Annotated in this window: 13 protein-coding genes and 2 tRNA genes; 5 read left to right on the top strand and 10 right to left on the bottom strand. The window is 29.0% G+C overall.

From position 1 onward, the window contains the following. Nucleotides 1-6: 6 nt before the first annotated feature. Both H0I29_RS13365 and H0I29_RS13370 read left to right on the top strand, forming a co-directional pair. A tRNA-Lys gene (locus tag H0I29_RS13365) sits at nucleotides 7-79 on the top strand. Nucleotides 80-127: 48 nt separating this feature from the next. Continuing rightward, nucleotides 128-211, top strand: a tRNA-Leu gene (locus tag H0I29_RS13370). Between the two features lie 99 nt (nucleotides 212-310). Here H0I29_RS13370 and H0I29_RS13375 read toward each other — a convergent pair. From H0I29_RS13375 to H0I29_RS13390, 4 genes are all read right to left on the bottom strand, one after another. Next, nucleotides 311-1,060, bottom strand: coding sequence for a LytTR family DNA-binding domain-containing protein (locus H0I29_RS13375; protein ID WP_218752728.1), 750 nt, complete (start codon nucleotides 1,058-1,060; stop codon nucleotides 311-313). 1 nt (nucleotide 1,061) lies between these two features. Beyond that, nucleotides 1,062-1,907, bottom strand: a complete 846-nt coding sequence (locus tag H0I29_RS13380) for a metallophosphoesterase (protein WP_218752729.1) — start codon at nucleotides 1,905-1,907, stop codon at nucleotides 1,062-1,064. 4 nt (nucleotides 1,908-1,911) lie between these two features. After that, nucleotides 1,912-3,795: a histidine kinase gene (locus H0I29_RS13385; protein ID WP_218752730.1), complete on the bottom strand. Its 1,884-nt coding sequence runs from the start codon at nucleotides 3,793-3,795 to the stop codon at nucleotides 1,912-1,914. Nucleotides 3,796-4,016: 221 nt separating this feature from the next. Next, on the bottom strand, nucleotides 4,017-5,111 hold the full coding sequence (locus H0I29_RS13390) for a hypothetical protein (protein WP_218752731.1): 1,095 nt from the start codon (nucleotides 5,109-5,111) through the stop codon (nucleotides 4,017-4,019). 181 nt (nucleotides 5,112-5,292) lie between these two features. On the opposite strand from H0I29_RS13390, the gene H0I29_RS13395 reads away from it, so the two are divergent. Continuing rightward, on the top strand, nucleotides 5,293-8,415 hold the full coding sequence (locus H0I29_RS13395) for a S41 family peptidase (RefSeq protein WP_218752732.1): 3,123 nt from the start codon (nucleotides 5,293-5,295) through the stop codon (nucleotides 8,413-8,415). Between the two features lie 82 nt (nucleotides 8,416-8,497). Here H0I29_RS13395 and H0I29_RS13400 read toward each other — a convergent pair whose 3' ends face one another. Genes H0I29_RS13400 through H0I29_RS13420 form a run of 5 tightly spaced genes read right to left on the bottom strand, consistent with a single transcriptional unit; the run spans nucleotide 8,498 to nucleotide 13,983 of the window. Next, on the bottom strand, nucleotides 8,498-8,851 hold the full coding sequence (locus H0I29_RS13400; protein ID WP_254712631.1) for a DUF6686 family protein: 354 nt from the start codon (nucleotides 8,849-8,851) through the stop codon (nucleotides 8,498-8,500). Between the two features lie 11 nt (nucleotides 8,852-8,862). Then, on the bottom strand, nucleotides 8,863-11,055 hold the full coding sequence (locus H0I29_RS13405; RefSeq protein ID WP_218752733.1) for a PepSY domain-containing protein: 2,193 nt from the start codon (nucleotides 11,053-11,055) through the stop codon (nucleotides 8,863-8,865). 11 nt (nucleotides 11,056-11,066) lie between these two features. After that, a complete protein-coding gene (locus tag H0I29_RS13410) occupies nucleotides 11,067-11,558 on the bottom strand; it encodes a DUF2271 domain-containing protein (protein ID WP_218752734.1) in 492 nt (163 codons plus the stop codon). A gap of 9 nt (nucleotides 11,559-11,567) precedes the next feature. Next, nucleotides 11,568-13,076 carry an ankyrin repeat domain-containing protein gene (locus tag H0I29_RS13415; protein ID WP_218752736.1) on the bottom strand — a complete coding sequence of 503 codons (1,509 nt, stop codon included), beginning with the start codon at nucleotides 13,074-13,076 and terminating at the stop codon, nucleotides 11,568-11,570. A 4-nt stretch (nucleotides 13,077-13,080) separates the two neighbouring features. Beyond that, nucleotides 13,081-13,983 (bottom strand): DUF6607 family protein, encoded by a 903-nt coding sequence (locus tag H0I29_RS13420; RefSeq protein WP_218752738.1) that lies wholly within the window; start codon nucleotides 13,981-13,983, stop codon nucleotides 13,081-13,083. 96 nt (nucleotides 13,984-14,079) lie between these two features. Between H0I29_RS13420 and H0I29_RS13425 the strand changes: the two genes are divergently transcribed. Together H0I29_RS13425 and H0I29_RS13430 are read left to right on the top strand one after the other, a co-directional pair. Continuing rightward, nucleotides 14,080-16,209 (top strand): TonB-dependent siderophore receptor, encoded by a 2,130-nt coding sequence (locus H0I29_RS13425; protein ID WP_218752740.1) that lies wholly within the window; start codon nucleotides 14,080-14,082, stop codon nucleotides 16,207-16,209. 25 nt (nucleotides 16,210-16,234) lie between these two features. After that, the gene (locus tag H0I29_RS13430; protein WP_218752742.1) at nucleotides 16,235-17,317 is read left to right on the top strand and encodes an HmuY family protein; all 1,083 of its coding nucleotides are present in this window, start codon (nucleotides 16,235-16,237) and stop codon (nucleotides 17,315-17,317) included. Between the two features lie 74 nt (nucleotides 17,318-17,391). Here H0I29_RS13430 and H0I29_RS13435 read toward each other — a convergent pair whose 3' ends face one another. Beyond that, complete coding sequence (locus tag H0I29_RS13435) at nucleotides 17,392-18,504, bottom strand: HTTM domain-containing protein (protein WP_218752744.1); 1,113 nt, start codon at nucleotides 18,502-18,504, stop codon at nucleotides 17,392-17,394. Nucleotides 18,505-18,572: the final 68 nt, after the last annotated feature.

Here is an 18,572-nt window from a genome sequence, read left to right on the forward strand (position 1 = left end):
AAAAAAGACCTGGTAGCTCAGTTGGTAGAGCATCTCCCTTTTAAGGAGAGGGTCCTGGGTTCGAGCCCCAGCCCGGTCACAAAGAAAATGTTAAGCAATATGCTTAACATTTTTGGTTTATACAAATGCGCACGTGGCGAAATTGGTAGACGCGCAGCCTTGAGGGGGCTGTGTTCGCAAGAACGTGGAAGTTCGAATCTTCTCGTGCGCACTTAAGTACTTCCTCCGTATTAGTTGTTTAATTTCTTTTATTTATCTTAAAGTTAACAGCTTTAACTGAAATAGTAATAAACAATCCTTATTCTCTCTTTTAGAAAGAATTTAGCACTTCCAATACTTCAGTTCGTTTTCTTACTGAAACTGGAATATTAGATCCATCAGTAAGCATTAGATAACCACCATCAGATTTAATGAACTCTTTAATAAAGGTAGTATTTACTAAATGACTTTGGTGTACTCTTAAAAAACCGACTTCCTTTAACATATCTGCATAATATTTTAATGTTTTAGAAACGAGTATTTTTGAATTGTCTTTAAAATAAAAGGTAGTGTAATTGTTATCAGACTTACAACGGATTATATCTTCAATATTTACAACAATTATTTTTTCTGAAGTATGTAAAGATATTTTATTAGGCTTATTATTAGGGGCAGTTACCGCTTCTTGCAAAACATGTAGCTGTTCTTTATCTGGCTGAATTTGGCTTTGTGCTTTTTCTATTGAAACTGCCAAATCTTCATCGGAATAAGGTTTTAAAATATAATCGATTGCTGCAAACTTAAATGCTTTAATAGCAAAAGCATCACTTGCAGTAACAAAGATAATTTTCGATTTTAAATCAGGAAAAATTTCAAGAATATCAAAACCTGTTCCGTCTCCTAACATAATATCTAAAAACAAGATCTCTGGTTGTTGTTTGCGCAATAATTTTGCTGCTTCTACAACCGATTTTGCTTTTCCTATAATTTTAATCTCTGGATGATTGTTAGTAATATCAGTTGCTAACATTTCTAGTGCTACTGGCATATCATCTACTAAAATTGCAGTTAGTTCTTTCATGTTATACTTCTTTATCTAATTCAAAAATGGTTATTTCTGGTCTTACATTTAATCTTACTTGGTATAAATTACCTAGTGCTCTATTTATGTATAATGTTCTACCATCATACAAATCAAACTCGCCAGAAGAATACCTTTTGTTTTCTACAGGAAGAATAGGTGGGGGTAAAAATGGAGGTTTTACTTGTCCGCCATGTGTGTGTCCAGATAAAATCCACCCTTTGTAATTGTTCCAAATATTTAAATCACAAACATCTGGGTTGTGGCATAAAACAAGGTTTGCTTTTTCTGCATCATATTTGGTCATAATTTTTGTTGGGTTAAAATTAGAACCCCAATAATCATCAATACCTAATATATTTAAACCACTAAAACTTACTTGTTCATTTCTTAGAATTGTAATGTTTTTTTTATCTAAAATATTAGAAATCTTATTAGCAACATCTTGTTCTAACCAATCTATACCATAATCATGATTGCCTAAAACACCCGCAGTTCCTAATTTTCCGTTTACGGCATATTTAAACACTTCTTCTAATTGATCAAACTGTTCTGGTGTTTCATAAGAAACAAAATCTCCTGTATAAACAACAAAATCGGGGTTATAAAGGCGTGCTTTTTTAAACGAATCTATAATATAGTTGTAATCAAATTTATTACCAACATGAACATCACTAATTTGCATTAATGTTTTTCCTATTAAGTTTTTTGGTAAATTTTTAATGGGCATTTTTACGTGTACAAATTCCAACCAAAAAGGTTCTATTTGCCAAGAATAAAGTCCTCCTAAAATACTTGCTCCAACTCCTGTAAGTAAAGTGTTTTTTATAAATTTTCTTCTTTCCATTTTTTTAATAATCTGTTTTTAGTGGAATCTTAAACCCAACTTTGGTTCCTTTTACTTCTTTTTTGTCTTTTATTTCTTCAATAGAAAATGAGTTGTATTTCGATAAATGCTGAATTCGTTCTTTAGTAACTTCTAAAGCGACAGATTGATGATTCGATTTTACTTTTTCTTTTTTGGACTGATGAAAACCAATCCCGTTATCTTCTATGGTAAAATGTAAGAATCTATTTCTAATTTCAAAAAGAAGTTTAATTTTTGCATCGATTTTATTAGGCTGAAAAGCGTGTTTAATACAATTCTCTACAAAAGGTTGTAATAGCATTGGCGGAATTAAAATTTCTTCTGAATCGATGTTATTTAAAGAGGTTTCAATAACGTACTCAAAAGACATTGAATTCATTTTTTGCTCTAAATCTAAATAGTTTTTTAGGGTATTTATTTCTTCTTGTAAGCTAATTTCTTCTAATCTTGAGTTGTTTAAAACACTTCTTAAAAGTACAGAAAATTGTGAAATGGTCTTATTTAATTCTTTAGAGTTTCCAGAATTGCCAAGTGCTTTTATTCCGTTTAAAACATTAAAAATAAAATGCGGATTCATTTGCAACTGCAATGCTTTTTGTTCTAAAGTAAGTAAATGATTTTCTACTTTTAAAGTATCAATCTTTTGCTGATTTTTTTTATTCAACTTTCTTATATGCAGCTCAACAAAAAGCGCTAAAAGTAGACATAAAATTGCGCCACATAATATTATAAACCATGCTTTTTGATAAATTGGAGTGTCAATAAAAAATGAAAAAGATACTTTTTTACTAAGTAAACTACCTTTTTTAGACTGAACAGTAAATTGATAATTCCCTGACTTTAAATTAGCAAAATCAACCTTATTTTGAAGACTCCAAGGTGTAAAATCATCCTTTAATTGATAACGGTATTCGATATTTTTAGGATTCTTTAAATCGATTGTTTTAAAAGAAAAGGAAATATTGTTTTCATTTGGTTTTAAGGCAAGTTTGGTTGCGTTTAAGGAATCTATAAATTTATAATTAACTGCTATATTTTCAATGAACACTTTAGGTGTAACCGTTTCTGTAGCGGTATTATATCTATATAAACCTTTATTTAAGCTACCAATCCAAATTGAATTTTGCTTGTCTTTAAAAATAGTGTTTATTTGGCTAGAAATAAATGTATTGTATTTGTTTATTTTCCTTTTAAAAATATAGGTGTTGGCATCTAAAATATCTAACCCATTTTTTTTAGAAGCCACCCAAATTTCATCTTTTATTCTTTTTATGGAAGAAATGTCTTCTATTGTTAAGATATTTTTTAAAACAGTGTGATCATCAATAATTTTTAATCCCTTAGTATCTGTTACAGCAATTAATTGATTATTATTTATTAAAAAGGAAGTGGTATTCTCTTCTATAAGTTTATCCATTTTTAAAGGTTTGTATAGTTTATCTATACTCCATAAGCCTTTTGTAGAAGCTATGTAAATAATGTTTTTAAAAGAAATGATATCATGAATTATAGAAAAATCTATTTGGTTTTGTATTTCTATAGGCTGTATTGTGTCTTTTTTTAGTTCGCAAACACCTTGTACAGTGGCTAAAATAATTTTATTGTTAATAGATTTTATTTTTAGAATTTCTTTGCTTTCAAAAAAGGTAGATTTATGATGCTGTAATACGAGAAGTCCGTTTTTTAAACCGATATAAATTTTATTCTTTTCAATAAAAATACAATTTACATTTTCTTGTTTGTAGTTGGTGAAATTTACACCGTCAAATTTAGAGTAACCATTATCTGTTGCTAGCCATAAATAGCCTATTTCGTCTTGCTGAATATCATTTATAGTAGTAGATGGTAATCCATCAGAAATAGACAAATTTTTTAGCTGTAGGTTTTGTGAATGCGTTTGGTTTATCAGAATGAAAAAAAGTAAAAACAATAAATTCAGTCGGTTCTTAGGTATACCCTTTATAGAATGACTTAATGAATGTAAAATTTCAAAAAATATTATCATAATTACAAACTTACTAATTAAAACGCCATTACCTCATTTTTAGTTTTGTGTAATGGCGTCTAATCTACAATTTCTATTTCAATTTACTTTATAGCATACAAACGCTTGTTATTGGTGTCTGGCTCTATGTGTTTTAAATCTCCATACGGTTTAATTAAGGGTTTTAATACCACCAACCCCGTTGTTCTACCTCTAATAATTAAGGTGCTGTTTTTACTATTCCATGTCCATCTGTATTTATCTAACGGAATGTTATAGTTATTAATTTCTACCATTAATTCTTCGTTTTGCTCAATCCAATCGATCACCTCTTTTTCTGAAGTAAATATTGGCATTTCGTTGTCTGTATGGTGGTAACCAAATTCCCATTTAATTGGTATAGAGAACTGAGTGGTATACGCATCACCAACATATCTTTCTTCTTCATTATTTAAAGCATCATACCAGTTAATGTCTTTTTCTTCTGGATATTTATTCGCAATTTCTTTAGATAAATCTATTTTTCCAGGAGAATGAGCTGTAGGATAAAATACGTAATAAGGTTGTGCTAAATAATGATTAGAAAATTTACCACTAAAAATAGTGTAATAAGGAGATGCAATAACTTTTGGCAATGTTGGAGCCGATAAAGCGTCTTTTAGCGTTTTTAATAATGCTGTGTTTTCAACCAATCCAGAAGCATGAAAAACTATTTTTGTATCTTTATTAACTACATTTTTTAGCGTTGGTAAAGTACCTTGAGTTATCGTTTTTCTTAAAGTTTCTGCGGTAATTTTATCACCTTTAACAATAGTTTCTAAATTCATGCCTTTATACGGGTTGCTGTTATTTACAATATGAACATCTCCGTAAGGATTTTCGTTAGCATTTTTATTTAGCCAAACAATTATTTCTTCTAGAGAATATTGTCCGTCTATTATTTTGATGTTTTTCTCTTCAAAATAAGCTCTAGCGTTGGTGTAATAGGTTTCATTTCCGACGTCAAAACCTGTAATAAAAACAATGGGTTCTCTAGAAGTAATTTTTATAGTAGTTTCATTTTTAATAGTAGCAACATTTTCTGCAAGAACTATTGCTTTATTTTCTTTTATTATTTTCTTATTATCACAACTAATAAACGGGCTGCTTAATAAGATTATACCTGCTGCAAATACTGATTTTTTTAATATAGTTTTCATAATTTCTACGTTTTTAAGTGTTAATACACTGTAAAAGTAGAGGAGAAGTTGATGTTGATTTTACCGATTTTAGAATCCGTTGCTTATAGATTAGAATTCGTTAAAAAAACTTTAACTTTTTGATATTTTACTGTAGAAAAATTATTGATTACTTTTAAAAACTTAACCAAATTAATTAGTAATGAAGTTTTTTTTAAAAATTAGTATTTTTTTATTTTCGATTTCTCTCTTTTCTCAAAAAGAGAATGTTTATTTTACTTTAAAACCAACATTAACACCTAATGGAGATGTTGTTGTTTTTAGTTATCAAGATGATTTATGGAGAGTTAACTCTGATGGAGGAACTGCTTTTAGATTAACTGCAATGGATGGAACTGAGACAGATCCTTCTGTTTCTCCTGATGGAAATTGGTTGGCTTTTTCTAGTAATCAGTATGGTAATTATGATGTGTATTTAATGCCTTTAAACGGAGGTGAAATAAAACAACTTACTTTTCATGAAAGTGATGATAGAGTTGCTTCTTGGAATTGGGATAGTAAAACAATTAATTTTGCTTCTAATAGATATAATAGAACAACAAACTATACTATTTCCACTAAAGGAGAAACAGCAAAAAGAACCTTTGATCATTATTTTAATACCATTCATAATGTTGTTCAGCATCCTAAAACTAAAGACATTTACTTTAATGAATCTTGGGAAAGCTCAAGTTATGCAAATAGAAAAAGATATAAAGGAGACTATAACCCAGATATTAAATCGTACAACACAGCTACTAAAAAGTATACAAAACACACTTCTTATAAAGGAAAAGATTTTGGAGCAACTATAGATTCTAAAGGAAATATTTACTTTAAATCTGATGAATATAATGGAGAATATAATTTATATACTTTAAATAATGGTGTTAAAAAACAACTCACAGAGTTTGATACTTCTATTATGTGGCCAAAAGTTAGTGCTAATGGAGAAAAAATAGTTTTTAGAAAAGATTATCAGTTGTATGTATATGATGTAGCTTCAAAAAAATCGAATAAATTAAATATAAATATCAACAATAATATAACCGTTAATAAAAATCAATCATACAATATAAAAGGTAAAATTACTTATTTTGATGTTTCTCCTGATGGAAAAAAGATGGCATTTGTATCTAGAGGAAAATTATTTATTTCTGATATTGAAGGGAAGTTTGTTAAAGAAATACCTACAAGCAAAACAGAAGCAGTTGAAGAAGTAAAATGGTTAAAAAATAACACATCACTTTTATATTCTAGATCTTATAACGGTTATTATAATTGGTTTACGGTTGATGTTAATAATTTAACTGATACAAAACAAATTACAAAAAATAGTAAGAATAATAGGTTTATTACTTTTAATAAAGAAATGTCTAAAGGTGTTTATTTAAGAGGTAGAAACGAAATTTATACGATAGATTTAAAGAGTTTTAAAAGTAGTTTAGTTGTACAAGATGAACTTTGGGGATTCTATAACTCTAAACCATATTTTTCACCCGATGGTAAATACATCGTTTATAATGCTTACAAAGATTTTGAAGCAGAAATTTTAGTATATAATTTAGAAACTAAAAAGAAAATAAACCTAACCAATACAAAGGTTTCAGAATCTGGACCAGTTTGGTCTAATGATGGAAAATTTATTTATTTTTCATCAGAAAGAACAGCTCCTAACTTTCCTAGTGGAGGAAATGGTGAGTCTAAAATATACCAAATGGCTTTAGGTAAATATGAAAAACCTTTTAAAATGGAAAAGGCAAATGAATTATTTTCTAAAAAAGATACAGCAAATAAAAAAGAAAATAAAACAGCTGTTAATGTTCAAATAAACCAAAAAGGTTTAATGACAAGGCTTACTAGAATCAGTCCAAGATTTGGTAATCAAAAAAATATTACAATTATAAATGAAGGACAAAAGACGCATGTGTTATATGTATCTAATCATGATAAAGGTGAGAATAAGTTATGGAAAACAACATTAGAACCATTTGAAGCAAATAAAACCGTTAAAATTGATGATAAAAGAGTTTTTAATTATCAACAAATAACGATAAAAAAGAAACATTATATACTTGTAAACGGATCAATTCAAACTTTAAATTTAAGTTCTAATAAATTAAAAGCAATTTCGATTGATTTTAAATTTAATAAAACTTTATCTAATGAATTTGAACAAATGTATTTTGAAGCTTGGGCAGGAATGGAAGAGAATTTTTATGATGAAAATTTTCACGGACAAAACTGGCAAAAATTAAGAGATAGTTATAAAAAGTATTTACCTTTTATTACAAAAAGGTCAGACTTACGTTTAATTTTTAATGATATGTTAGGAGAATTAAATACATCACATTTTGGATTTAATTCTAAAGGTTCTGAAGAGAAAACATATTACGGTACCAAAACTTCATCTACAGGAATTATTTTTAATAATGAGAATCCCTATAAAGTAGAAAGCATTGTTTTAAATAGTCCAACAGATATTGAAAGTAAAGATATCAGAAAAAATGATGTTTTAATTTCTGTAAATAATGTAAAAATTGATAAGAATAAAAATAGAGAATCCTATTTTATAAATCCTGATTTTAAAGAAGAAATTAAACTGACTTTCTCTAGAGGAAAAAAAGTGTTTACCGTTTTTGTACATGCTACAACTTATGGGCAAATTAAAAATTTAATGTACGATGATTGGCAAAATGAAAATCAGAAATATGTAGATCAAAAATCTAATAATAATATTGCTTATGTACACATGAAAAATATGAGTGGTGGTGAGTTAACTAAGTTTTATGAAGATTTAATGAGTGATGAAGCTTATAAAAAAGGTTTAATTTTAGATTTAAGATTTAATACAGGAGGAAATGTACACGATGCTGTTCTTAACTTTTTACAACAAAAACAATATTTAAGTTGGAAATATAGAGAAGGAAAACTAGCAAGTCAATCTAACTTTAATTACGGCAATAAGCCAATTGTATTATTAATAAACGAGCAATCTCTTTCTGATGCAGAAATGACAGCAGCAGGTTTTAAAGAACTAGGTTTAGGTACAATTATAGGTACAGAAACTTATAGATGGATTATTTTTACAACTAGTAAATCTTTAGTAGATGGTTCTAGTTATAGATTACCATCTTGGGGATGTTATACTTTAGATGGTAAAGATTTAGAGCTAAATGGAGTTTCGCCAGATATTTATGTAGGTAAAAGTTTTACTGATAGATTAGAAAATAAAACACCACAATTAGATAGGGCTATTGATGTTATTTTAAAAGAAATTAAGTAGCTTTCTTTAGTTGTTAAATATTTAAAAAAAAATAATTTTTAATAAAAAACTCAAGATTGAATTCAATCTTGAGTTTTTTTTATTAATTTAAAATTAAAGAATAATCTATGTCTGCCGTAGATATCATTTTGTTTTTATTACCAGAGTAAATCCCTAATAGTATTTTAAGTTCTTCAATTTCATAAGTATCAAAAACCAACACTAAATTCTGATGAAAAGTAGGTACAGGTATTTTTCTTTTTTGTGTTGTGTTTGCGCTATAGTCTAACCAATAATTAACATCTATTTCTGCAACATATTCTCTAAACTTATTCAGTTGTTCTTTATCAAATTGAAAAAAGATATTATTAAAAATGAGGTTATAATTATTACAATCTTTACAAATTGATATTTCTCCGTTTTTAACGCTAGCTATTATTTTAGATTTTTGACACATTGTTTTAATTTTTAGTAACAGTCAGTTTTTATTTGATTGTTTTCTTTAAATTTATGTAATGAAGATTGTAAATGTTTTTTAGTTATTTCTTCTAATGCTTTTGTGACTCCTTTTTCCATGTATATAGACCCGCAAATCATAATTAAACCTCCATTATGTATGGTATTCGCAATTAGTGTTCCGTGATTTATTAATAAATCTTGAACATATATTTTCTCTTTTTCTTCTTGAGAATATGCAGCGTGGAACGAGTTGAGCGTATTATTTTCTAAGGCTGTCTGTATATTGTTTTTATAGATTTTAAAAGATTCTTTTGTTCTTCCTCCCCAAAATAAATGCGTTTTTATATTTGATTTTTTTCTATTAATCATTCCTAAAAAAGGTGCAATTCCAGTTCCGTTGGCAATTAAAATAACTTCTTTTGTTTTTTTTGGAAGATGAAATGCTGCATTTTTTTGAATATTTGCTACCATTTTATCGGCTTTACATAAACTATTAAAATAAGTTGAGCAAAGTCCGAATTCGTGTTTCTTAATACTTAACAGAATAGTATTATCTATTTTGGCAATAGAATACAAACGACTTCTTGTTTCATTTTTTGGAGTAATAGAAAGTAAATCTCCAGATTCGAAAGTTGTTTTTTTATTCGGCTTTAATTGAATTAAAAAAGTATCATCAGTATTAATAGGTGTTTTATTTATTACCGTAAATTCTTGTTCTTTTTTGTTTGTTGTTAAAAGACTTTCTGTGGTTACTATAAGTGTTGTTTTATAGAAAGCATTCCATTCTTGTAACCATTGGTTAAAATCAGAAAAAGATTGGTTATTGATCTTAAAAACAGGTAGAATAGGAGTGAATTTGTCTTGCATTTGTAAATGAGCATGTACCAAAATAGCAAACTTACAATACTGTGTATACTCTTTAGAACCAAAACCGACTACAGAGAAATTTAAGAGATTGTTTTGCGACGTGTTTTCAATTTTAGAAATAAATTTCTTCGCATTTATAGGGGCTTCTCCTTCACCATAAGTTGCTGTAAATATGATAATATTTGTTGCTTTTTTATAGCTTGTATATTGGTTTAATTCTGATAAAAACACCGTTTTTTCAGAAGCGATTAAGGCCTTGTAAAAAGCAGTAGCAAAATTAAAGGTGCTTCCGGTTTCAGAACCAACTAGAATTATATATTCGGCTTCATCTTTAGTAAAATTATTTTTAACCAAGCTAGTTTTCTTCCTTCTTTTTAAAGTCATGGCAAAGCCAGAAAAAATAAAGAATAAAATAGCAAAACAAGCTAATAATAAAACAATAGACCATAAGATAGAGCCTTTTCCGGTATGAAGTAATAAGCTATAATAAGAACCAAAAGTAACGAGTGGTTGTTTTTTTAGGCTAATAACTTGTCCCGTAATTTGATGTACAGCAACTTCTTTATCAGTAAGTTTTACATAGTAATAATCTTCTTCATCTGTAGAAAAAGGGAATTCTATACTTTTTACTTCATCTAATTTTGTAGACTCAAAAAAATCAATAATAGCATTGTTTTGTAGTGTCTTATTTTGTGCAATTTCTACATGTTTACTATTGTCTTTTGGCAATACAGAAAAACGGTCTAAAGAAAGATATACACCTGTTAATGTAATTATTATAATAGGTACTAGCGTATATCGACCAATAATAATATGGTAATATTGATTAAAATCTTCTTTAATTATTTTAGAGAAGAATTTAGAAATACCACCTTGTCTTTTTGTAATTAATACAATTCCGGTAACAGAAATTAACAACAGTAAAAAAGATACAAATCCAATAATAAACCTACCCGTAGATTTTAAAAATAACGAACGATGTAGGTTTGTTGCAAATTCATAAATTGGTTTTTTCTCTATGATATCTCCAATCTTTTCTCCTGTTTTTGGGTTGATGTAAAAAGTAGCGCTTTTACCATTTGTTAAAACAACATTTGCAGCTACAAAACCATTTTCATCAACTTCTATGGTGATTACTTCATCATATTTTTGATGTAATACAGCAATTGTTTCTTGAATAGAAACTGTATTAATATCTACAACATCATAAGGAGAAAGTTTATCAGAAATTGGTTCAAAAGCCAATATAATTCCGGTTACAGAAGCGATAATAATAAATAAAGCAGAAGATATAGCCAGGGTTAAGTGGCTATATCTCCAAATGGAAATCGTCATTATAAAATTTTTTATTGTGGCATGATTCTTATATAACGAATAAATCCTTTTCCTTCAACTTTAGATTTAACGTTTTCTGATGTTAATTCAAACTCTACATCATCTTTGTAATATGCTTGATTTTCCACAGAAGTTTCAAAACGGATTTTATACCCAGCATCAATTTTACTGTCATCAATTTTTAGAACACTAATAGCACGCTCTCCTCCGCTAATTGTTGCTCCTGTAATAGCATCAATATCGCTACGCTTTGTCCCTTGAAACTTCCACCATTCTTCTAGGTTAGAGTACCATTCATCATCGTCTCCCAAAACATTTAGGGTTTCTTCATATTCTCCATCAGAATTTATTAGAGAAATTACAATATAGGCTCCTTCTCCGGTGTAATTGGTTAACTGAATCATACATTTGTATGAACTTGTTTCGCTACTTTTAAAACTGAACAATGCAAATGCGATTGCAATTATAATAGGTGTTATTTTAAATATATTTTTAGTTTTCATTCTTAAGTTTTATTTTAAAAATTTAATATCAGTATTTTTTAATAACTCATTTTCCAAAGCTAAATCATAAGTAGATTCTTCAAATTCGTTTTTTATATTTTTATCTGCACCAATACTTAATAAATAATTGATAATTTTAGTGTCTTTAGATTTCATAGCTGCTAAGTGCAGTGCCGTATAACCTTCGTTATTTTTTGCGTTTACATCAATCCCATAAGAATTTACTTCTTTTAATAATTTGATATTTTTATTGTCTAAAGCAAAGTGAAATAATGTGTTGTTACCACCCTGAATTTGATTTAATTTTAATCCGTTTTTAACAAGTAGGTTCTTTTTTGTAGCAAAATTATCATTTCTTCTTTCGTTGTAACTATTAAGCAAATAGTACGCTAAAGTATTTCCGTCTTTGTCAGTTACATTTATGTTCGCTTTTTGGTTAATTAGATAAGCCACAACATCACTAGAGTTTCTTTCTACAGCTACTGAAAGAGCAGAGTTTCCTTGCTTGTTTGTGTGATTAATATCCTTTGTTTTTTCAGTTAAAAAAGTAACAATCTCCAAAGAATTTCTACCAGTTGCGTTTAATAAAGGTGTGTTTCCTTCTTTATCAGCATGATTGATATCAACATTTTTACTTAAAAAATAATTAAAAGTAGCAATGTCTTTATTACCAGAAGCTAAAAAATGAAATGCATTTCGTCCGTCTTTATTCGTAACATTTGCGTCAAGACCTAAGCTATTTAAGTATTTAAAAAATGCTAAAGAATTGTAACCGCCACGGCCACCTCTTGTTGCTAATAAAAGTGCATTTTCACCGTTTTTATTCAAGTTTTTGTATGGTAAACCTTTCTTTATTAATAAGTTTAGCATTTCTTTATTTCCTTTTTTAGCAGCATAATTAAATGCACCGTTTCCATCATTATCAGTGCTGTTTAAAGCCAATCCTTTTGATGTAAAATAGTCTAATAAATCTAAGTTATTTAATGACGGAAGTAATAAAAGTAAAGCGTTTGCACCGTGTCCGTTGGTGTCGGTTGCAATGTCTAATCCATTTTCAATAAATAAATCATAGATTTTAGTATTGGTATTTCCTGCATTTGCTGCAAACGTTAATGGAGAAGATTGATGAGAATCTTTTAGACTTAAATCCGCTCCGTTTTTAATTAAGTAAGCAGTAAGTTCTAAATTATCTGCATAGGCAGCCCAAAAAACATATGTTCGCTTATCGTGTGTAATTTTGTTAACATCATTACCTTCTTTAGAAAGTAAATATTTAATGGATGCATTTGGTGCTTTTTGTAAAATAGCATATACTACACCATCAAAACCACCTTTATTGGCTTCGCTTGGGTTGTTACCTTGTGCTATTTTTTGATCAATAATCTCGATGCTTGGGTTTGTATCCCAAAAATCTCTATCTAAAAATATATTTGATGATTGCTGTTGTTTTCTTTGTGCTACAACTACTGTGCTTATAAATAATATAGCAACAAGTGCTATTAGTTTAGTTCTTTTCATTTTTTTATTTTTTTACAAATGATTCTATTATGGTATTAATTTCTTTTTCTTTTGTTGTTTCATCAGAAAATAAATGTTTGTAAAGTTCTTTAAACTCAACTTTAGTTTCTAAAGATAAATTGGTGTTTCTACCATAAACTTCGTTCCATTTATTTCTAACTAACTGCCATTTGTTATTGTTTGCTTTCCACCAGTCAGAAGCCGCTTTACATTTGCTATCATCAACTTTTACGTACGTATTGTATCCTTTTTCTTTAGCTAAAACAACATCTTCTTTTCCCGCTTCACGGATAATTTTACTGTTATCTTGGTCATGAAGCCAACCGTAGCTTGTAATTTCATGTCTGTTTCCTCTTAAAGTGATGTTATAATCGCTTCTTTTGGTGTATTCTCTTCTTGGTAAAGGAGCGGTAGTTTCGTTTTCCCAATAGCTTTTTCCGTCTACATGAACCCAAGTTCCAGAACCTTCGTAACGCGGACTGTCATCTACTTGATATACTTTTTGCGTCCATTGTTTTTTTACGTCGCTTTTACTTTTTTGCTCAAAAGTCCAGTTATTATCACCATTATACATGTAGAAATCGTTGTTTTCATACAACCAATCTTGTCGCCAGTGTTTAATAATCATTGGGTCTTTTGGGTTACCAACTTGTAATAAATGTTGAATTGATATTTTGTTATTACTATCTTCTACCAAACCAGCCCATTCTAAACCTTTATCTACTTTAGTTTTAGAAGGTTTGTAAGTGGAGTCTTTACTATAATTAAAAGTTTCAGCAAAATTGAAGGTTACTTCAAAACAACCACACATTTCTTTTATCGCATTTTGATCTTTCTTTTTCTTGCTTTGTGCATTTACAGAAATGGAAAGGAAAAGTAGTAGTGTACTCAATAATAGTTTATTCATTTTTTAAATTTTTTGGTTATAAATATTTTTACAAAAATATACAATTTATTTAGACTGATTAAAAATAAGGTATATATTTGTCGAAAATTATTAAGAATGTTTCTAAATAAAGAAATTACAGTTGTATTACTAATGTTTTCTATTGCTACTTTTAGTCAAGAAGTAAAAAAGGATTCAACAGAAATAACTGTTTTAGATGAAGTTGTGGTTACTGGGCAGTACAATCCTCAATCTGTAAAAAAATCGGTACATAATGTTACTGTTATAAAAAGAGCACAAATAGAAAGTCAGGCAGCCAATAATTTAGCCGATTTATTAAACTTTAATTTAAACTTAACAATTGTACCTAGTTCTCAAACAGGTAAGTCTACGATTTCTTTCTTCGGATTAGATGCTCAATATTTTAATATTTTGGTTGATAATATTCCTTTAGTAAGTGATAATGGACTTGGAAACAATATCGATTTAACGCAAGTAAATTTAGATGATATAGAGCGAATAGAAATTGTAGAAGGTGCAATGGGCGTAGAGTATGGCGCAAATGCGGTATCTGGAGTGATCAATATTATTACTAAAAAATCGATAAAAGATAAGTGGAATATTAATGCTTCTTTACAAGAAGAAACGGTAAGTGATGAATATGCTTGGTTTGATGAAGGAAGGCATATACAAGCATTTAATATATCTAATAATATAGATAAGAATTGGTTTGCTAGGTTTGGTGTAAACCGCAATCAGTTTGCAGGCTTTTTTAATGATAGACAAGGAAAAAACTATTATCAAAATGATGGTTTAAGAGGATATGATTGGTTACCAAAAGAACAATTTAATTCAACTGCTTTTGTACAATATCAAAAAGAAAATTTTAAGCTGTTTTACAAATTTGAATACTTTAATGAGCTAATAAATTATTATGATGAAGCGGTTAGAGCAAATATAGATACACAGGCGCAAACGAGTAATCCGTCTGCAACGGATAGAGTTTTTAGAACGCATCGGTTTGTAAACAACTTAAATCTTGTAGGGAGTTTAAACACAGGCGCTAATTACAATGTTTCACTTTCTTACCAGCAACAAAAACGTTATTTAAACGAGTTTAACTACTACATTTTAAGTAGAGAAAAAAGTAATGAAACGGATGATGTATATCAATCTAGTAAAGTTTTCTTTTCTAAAGGAAGTATTAACAACCTTGTTAAGAGTGATTTATTTAATTTTCAATTAGGATACGAAACAAGGTTTATCAATGGTTTTGATACACAAGCTTCTGGCGATGTTACACAACAAGATAAGACGCAATCTCAACAAAATTATGCTTTTTATGGTTCTGCCGAATTTAATATTTCTGATGCACTTTTACTAAGACCCGGAATACGATATGAATATAATTCGTTATTCAAATCTAAAATATTAGCATCTATTAGCGCACGTTATTTAATGAATAATGGTTTTGAGTTACGTGGTAACATTGGTACATCTTACAGAACGCCAAATTTTGAAGAGTTGTACTATTACTTTGTAGATTCTAACCATGATGTGCGAGGAAATGAAAACCTAAATCCAGAAAATGGCTTTTCGGCGTTTATCAACCTAAAAAAACACAGTTACTTTAATGAGTTGTCTTTATTAAATACTTTAAAAGTTAGTTATTTAGATGTTGCCGATAAAATAGATTTGGCTATTGTAAATCCTACTCCTTTACAATATCAATACATTAATATTGATGCTTATAAATTATGGGGAATCTCTTCTGAAAATAGTATTAAAAAAGAAAATTGGACTTTTAATTTAGGAGCTACTTTACAAGGTATTTCTAGAATTGCGACCAATGAAATACATGCCGAAAACGACTTTTTATATTCTTTTCAATTAAATACAAGTGCCAATTATAACATCAAAAAATGGAAAACAGCACTTACTGTATTATTTAAACACAATGGTAATCAGCAAAATTATATTTCATCTGGTGTAGATGATAAAGGGAGTGCTGTATTTTCTAAATCTACCACAAGCGCTTATAATTGGGTAGATGCTTCTATCAAAAAATCATTCTTTAATGATAAAATTCAAGCCACTTTAGGCGGTAGAAACTTATTTGATGTTACTAATGTAAATGTTAGTAATGCAAGCACAGACGGAGTAGCACATGCTTCTAACAACAATTCTTTGTTATTGGGCTACGGACGTTCTTATTACTTAAAACTATTATATAACCTTAATTTTTAAACACTAATAAGCAAATATTAAAATCATGACAAACAAATTTTTAACTTTTATTTTATGTGCAGCTGTATTTTCTTTTACAAGTTGTGACTCTGAAGATGCACCAATAGCACCAATAGTTGTAGTTATAGACGGAGCAGCAGTTTCACCAGAAGTTGGTGGTCCAAATGAACCAAATCAAGTATATGTAGACTTAAGTACAAATACAACTACTGTTGTAAAAAGAGATTCTTGGGATTTAGGTTTCTATTCAGGATCAGAATTTAGAGTTAGCTTAAATGGATCAATTTCTATGGCAACCGCTGAACTATCTACAACAAATATTGATGCTGTTAAATCTTCCGATCAAGAAGTAATCGATTTACAACCATTGGTAAGAACAAATACGTATACAGATGAAAGTGTTCCTTTTGTTGATGCTCCAAATGGAGATATTCTTGAAACTGCGATTTCTGAAATTTCTGATACGGATTCTGAGAACAAAGTATATTTAGTAAATCTTGGGTATGAAGTAGATACAACTTCACCTGCAACAGGTAGCTATTCGGCAAATGGAGAAGCTAGAGGTTGGAAAAAAATTAGAATCTTGAAAGATGCTAACAATTATATCTTACAGTATGCTGATTTAGATGCTACTACACACAAAGAAATTACTATCTCTAAAAAAGAAGCATATCATTTTACTTTTTTTAGTTTTAATACTGAAAATGAAGTTAGTGTAGAACCTTTAAAAAACGAATGGGATTTAAATTTTACAATTTTCACAAACTTAATCCCTACTGCAGGACCTTATGTATATCCAGATTATGTAACAAATAATATAAAATCAGATGCCAAAGTTTATATGCTAGATACAGAAGAAGATGGGTTTACTTATGATGATTTTTCTATTACCGATGTAGACGCTACAAAATTTACTACAGACCAAAGAAGTATTGGTAGTAGTTGGAGAAATGGGGGAGGACCTAGTAGTTTACCTTCATTGAAAGAGAACGTCTTTTATGTAATAACTGATACTGATGGTAATTTATATAAATTAAAATTTTTAGCATTAACTAATGAAGCAGGAGAGCGTGGATATCCTGAATTTGTATATAGTTTATTACAATAAAATAGTCCCTCAGCAATCTTTAGATTGTTATTTTAGTTGGAAAGGCCGTTTAAACGAAAGTTTAAATGGCTTTTTTATTTCTTAATTACTTGGTTGTAATTTACCAATTCTGTTAAACCTTCTTTATCTGGTTCTTCGGCAAAAGAACGCAGATAAGTATCTAAATATTCGATGGCCCTATCTTCTGGATAAAACAAAACTTTGTTTTGGTCGGTAGACCATTCTATAACGTTTATATACGTTTTACCTTCAAAAGTTCTATAGAAACTTTGTGCATTTTCTGGCAGTTTTTCTTGCAATTCTTCATCTAGATAAATAATGTAATATTTTAAATCTGCTGTAAAAAAATGAAATGATAATAGATTGTCATAAAAACCAGTTAGGTTGTTTGCTAACGGCAGCATAATCGTAAAAACCAAAATGGCCAATTTTTGCGTATTGAAAAACTGTATAAAAAACTCAAAGGCGTTCGATGTTTTTAACGTCCAGAATAGAATTACCACACTTACCATGTTCTGAATATTCCAAGGCACTACATTGTAACCATATCCTAGATAAAAGAGTAAAACGGTAATTGTACCGTGCATTAAAAGAATAAACACGACTCCAAATTTTCTTGTTTTATTAAATAGCAATAAAACGCCCATTAAAGCCTCTAACCAAGGTACTGCGTAGGTAAAAGCTACTAAAAACCATTGTGGTAAAAAACTAAAATGTTTGTTGATAGCCCCCAACCACTGTATGTAAAAAGCTTCATTTAATTTCTGAATTCCACTCCAGAAATAGGTAGCAAAAAAGATCAAAATGATGGCATATAATATTTTTCTTGGATTTGCTTTTCTGTTGAAAATTTCAATCGCAAAAATGGTTAAAAAACTCTGATAAAAGTAGGGTTGTAGTCGGTTTTGATCTACGAGTGCTAAAAAGAGATATAAACCAAGAATAGTCCAACCTTGACATCTTTTATTCTGAAAAATGTAGACAATTTGTATCGCAAAAAAGAATCCGGCTAAAATATAATCGAATGGATAAGTAGGAATCGGTAACCAATCGAATAACGGGATTAAGGGGAAGTTTTTTGTGGTGACCCATAATTTTGGAGCGTACACCATCATTATTAAAACAGCAAGAATAGCAAGGATTCTTACCCAGTTTATTTTCTGTTTGTCTGTTAGATTTGTGATCATCTTAATTATTTATTGAACCAGACCTCTCAGGTTTTAAAAAACCTGTGAGGTCTTTATAATCTATTTAT

The sequence above is a fragment of the Polaribacter sp. R2A056_3_33 genome (assembly GCF_019278485.1).
Taxonomy (GTDB): domain Bacteria; phylum Bacteroidota; class Bacteroidia; order Flavobacteriales; family Flavobacteriaceae; genus Polaribacter.

What these genes read in the sequence shown, in the direction of transcription:
- H0I29_RS13375 (WP_218752728.1), bottom strand. Translation starts at nt 1,060, where the DNA reads ATGAAAGAACTAACTGCAATTTTAGTAGATGATATGCCAGTAGCACTA.
- H0I29_RS13380 (WP_218752729.1), bottom strand. Translation starts at nt 1,907, where the DNA reads ATGGAAAGAAGAAAATTTATAAAAAACACTTTACTTACAGGAGTTGGA.
- H0I29_RS13390 (WP_218752731.1), bottom strand. Translation starts at nt 5,111, where the DNA reads ATGAAAACTATATTAAAAAAATCAGTATTTGCAGCAGGTATAATCTTA.
- H0I29_RS13395 (WP_218752732.1), top strand. Translation starts at nt 5,293, where the DNA reads ATGAAGTTTTTTTTAAAAATTAGTATTTTTTTATTTTCGATTTCTCTC.
- H0I29_RS13400 (WP_254712631.1), bottom strand. Translation starts at nt 8,851, where the DNA reads ATGTGTCAAAAATCTAAAATAATAGCTAGCGTTAAAAACGGAGAAATA.
- H0I29_RS13405 (WP_218752733.1), bottom strand. Translation starts at nt 11,055, where the DNA reads ATGACGATTTCCATTTGGAGATATAGCCACTTAACCCTGGCTATATCT.
- H0I29_RS13410 (WP_218752734.1), bottom strand. Translation starts at nt 11,558, where the DNA reads ATGAAAACTAAAAATATATTTAAAATAACACCTATTATAATTGCAATC.
- H0I29_RS13415 (WP_218752736.1), bottom strand. Translation starts at nt 13,076, where the DNA reads ATGAAAAGAACTAAACTAATAGCACTTGTTGCTATATTATTTATAAGC.
- H0I29_RS13420 (WP_218752738.1), bottom strand. Translation starts at nt 13,983, where the DNA reads ATGAATAAACTATTATTGAGTACACTACTACTTTTCCTTTCCATTTCT.
- H0I29_RS13425 (WP_218752740.1), top strand. Translation starts at nt 14,080, where the DNA reads ATGTTTCTAAATAAAGAAATTACAGTTGTATTACTAATGTTTTCTATT.
- H0I29_RS13430 (WP_218752742.1), top strand. Translation starts at nt 16,235, where the DNA reads ATGACAAACAAATTTTTAACTTTTATTTTATGTGCAGCTGTATTTTCT.
- H0I29_RS13435 (WP_218752744.1), bottom strand. Translation starts at nt 18,504, where the DNA reads ATGATCACAAATCTAACAGACAAACAGAAAATAAACTGGGTAAGAATC.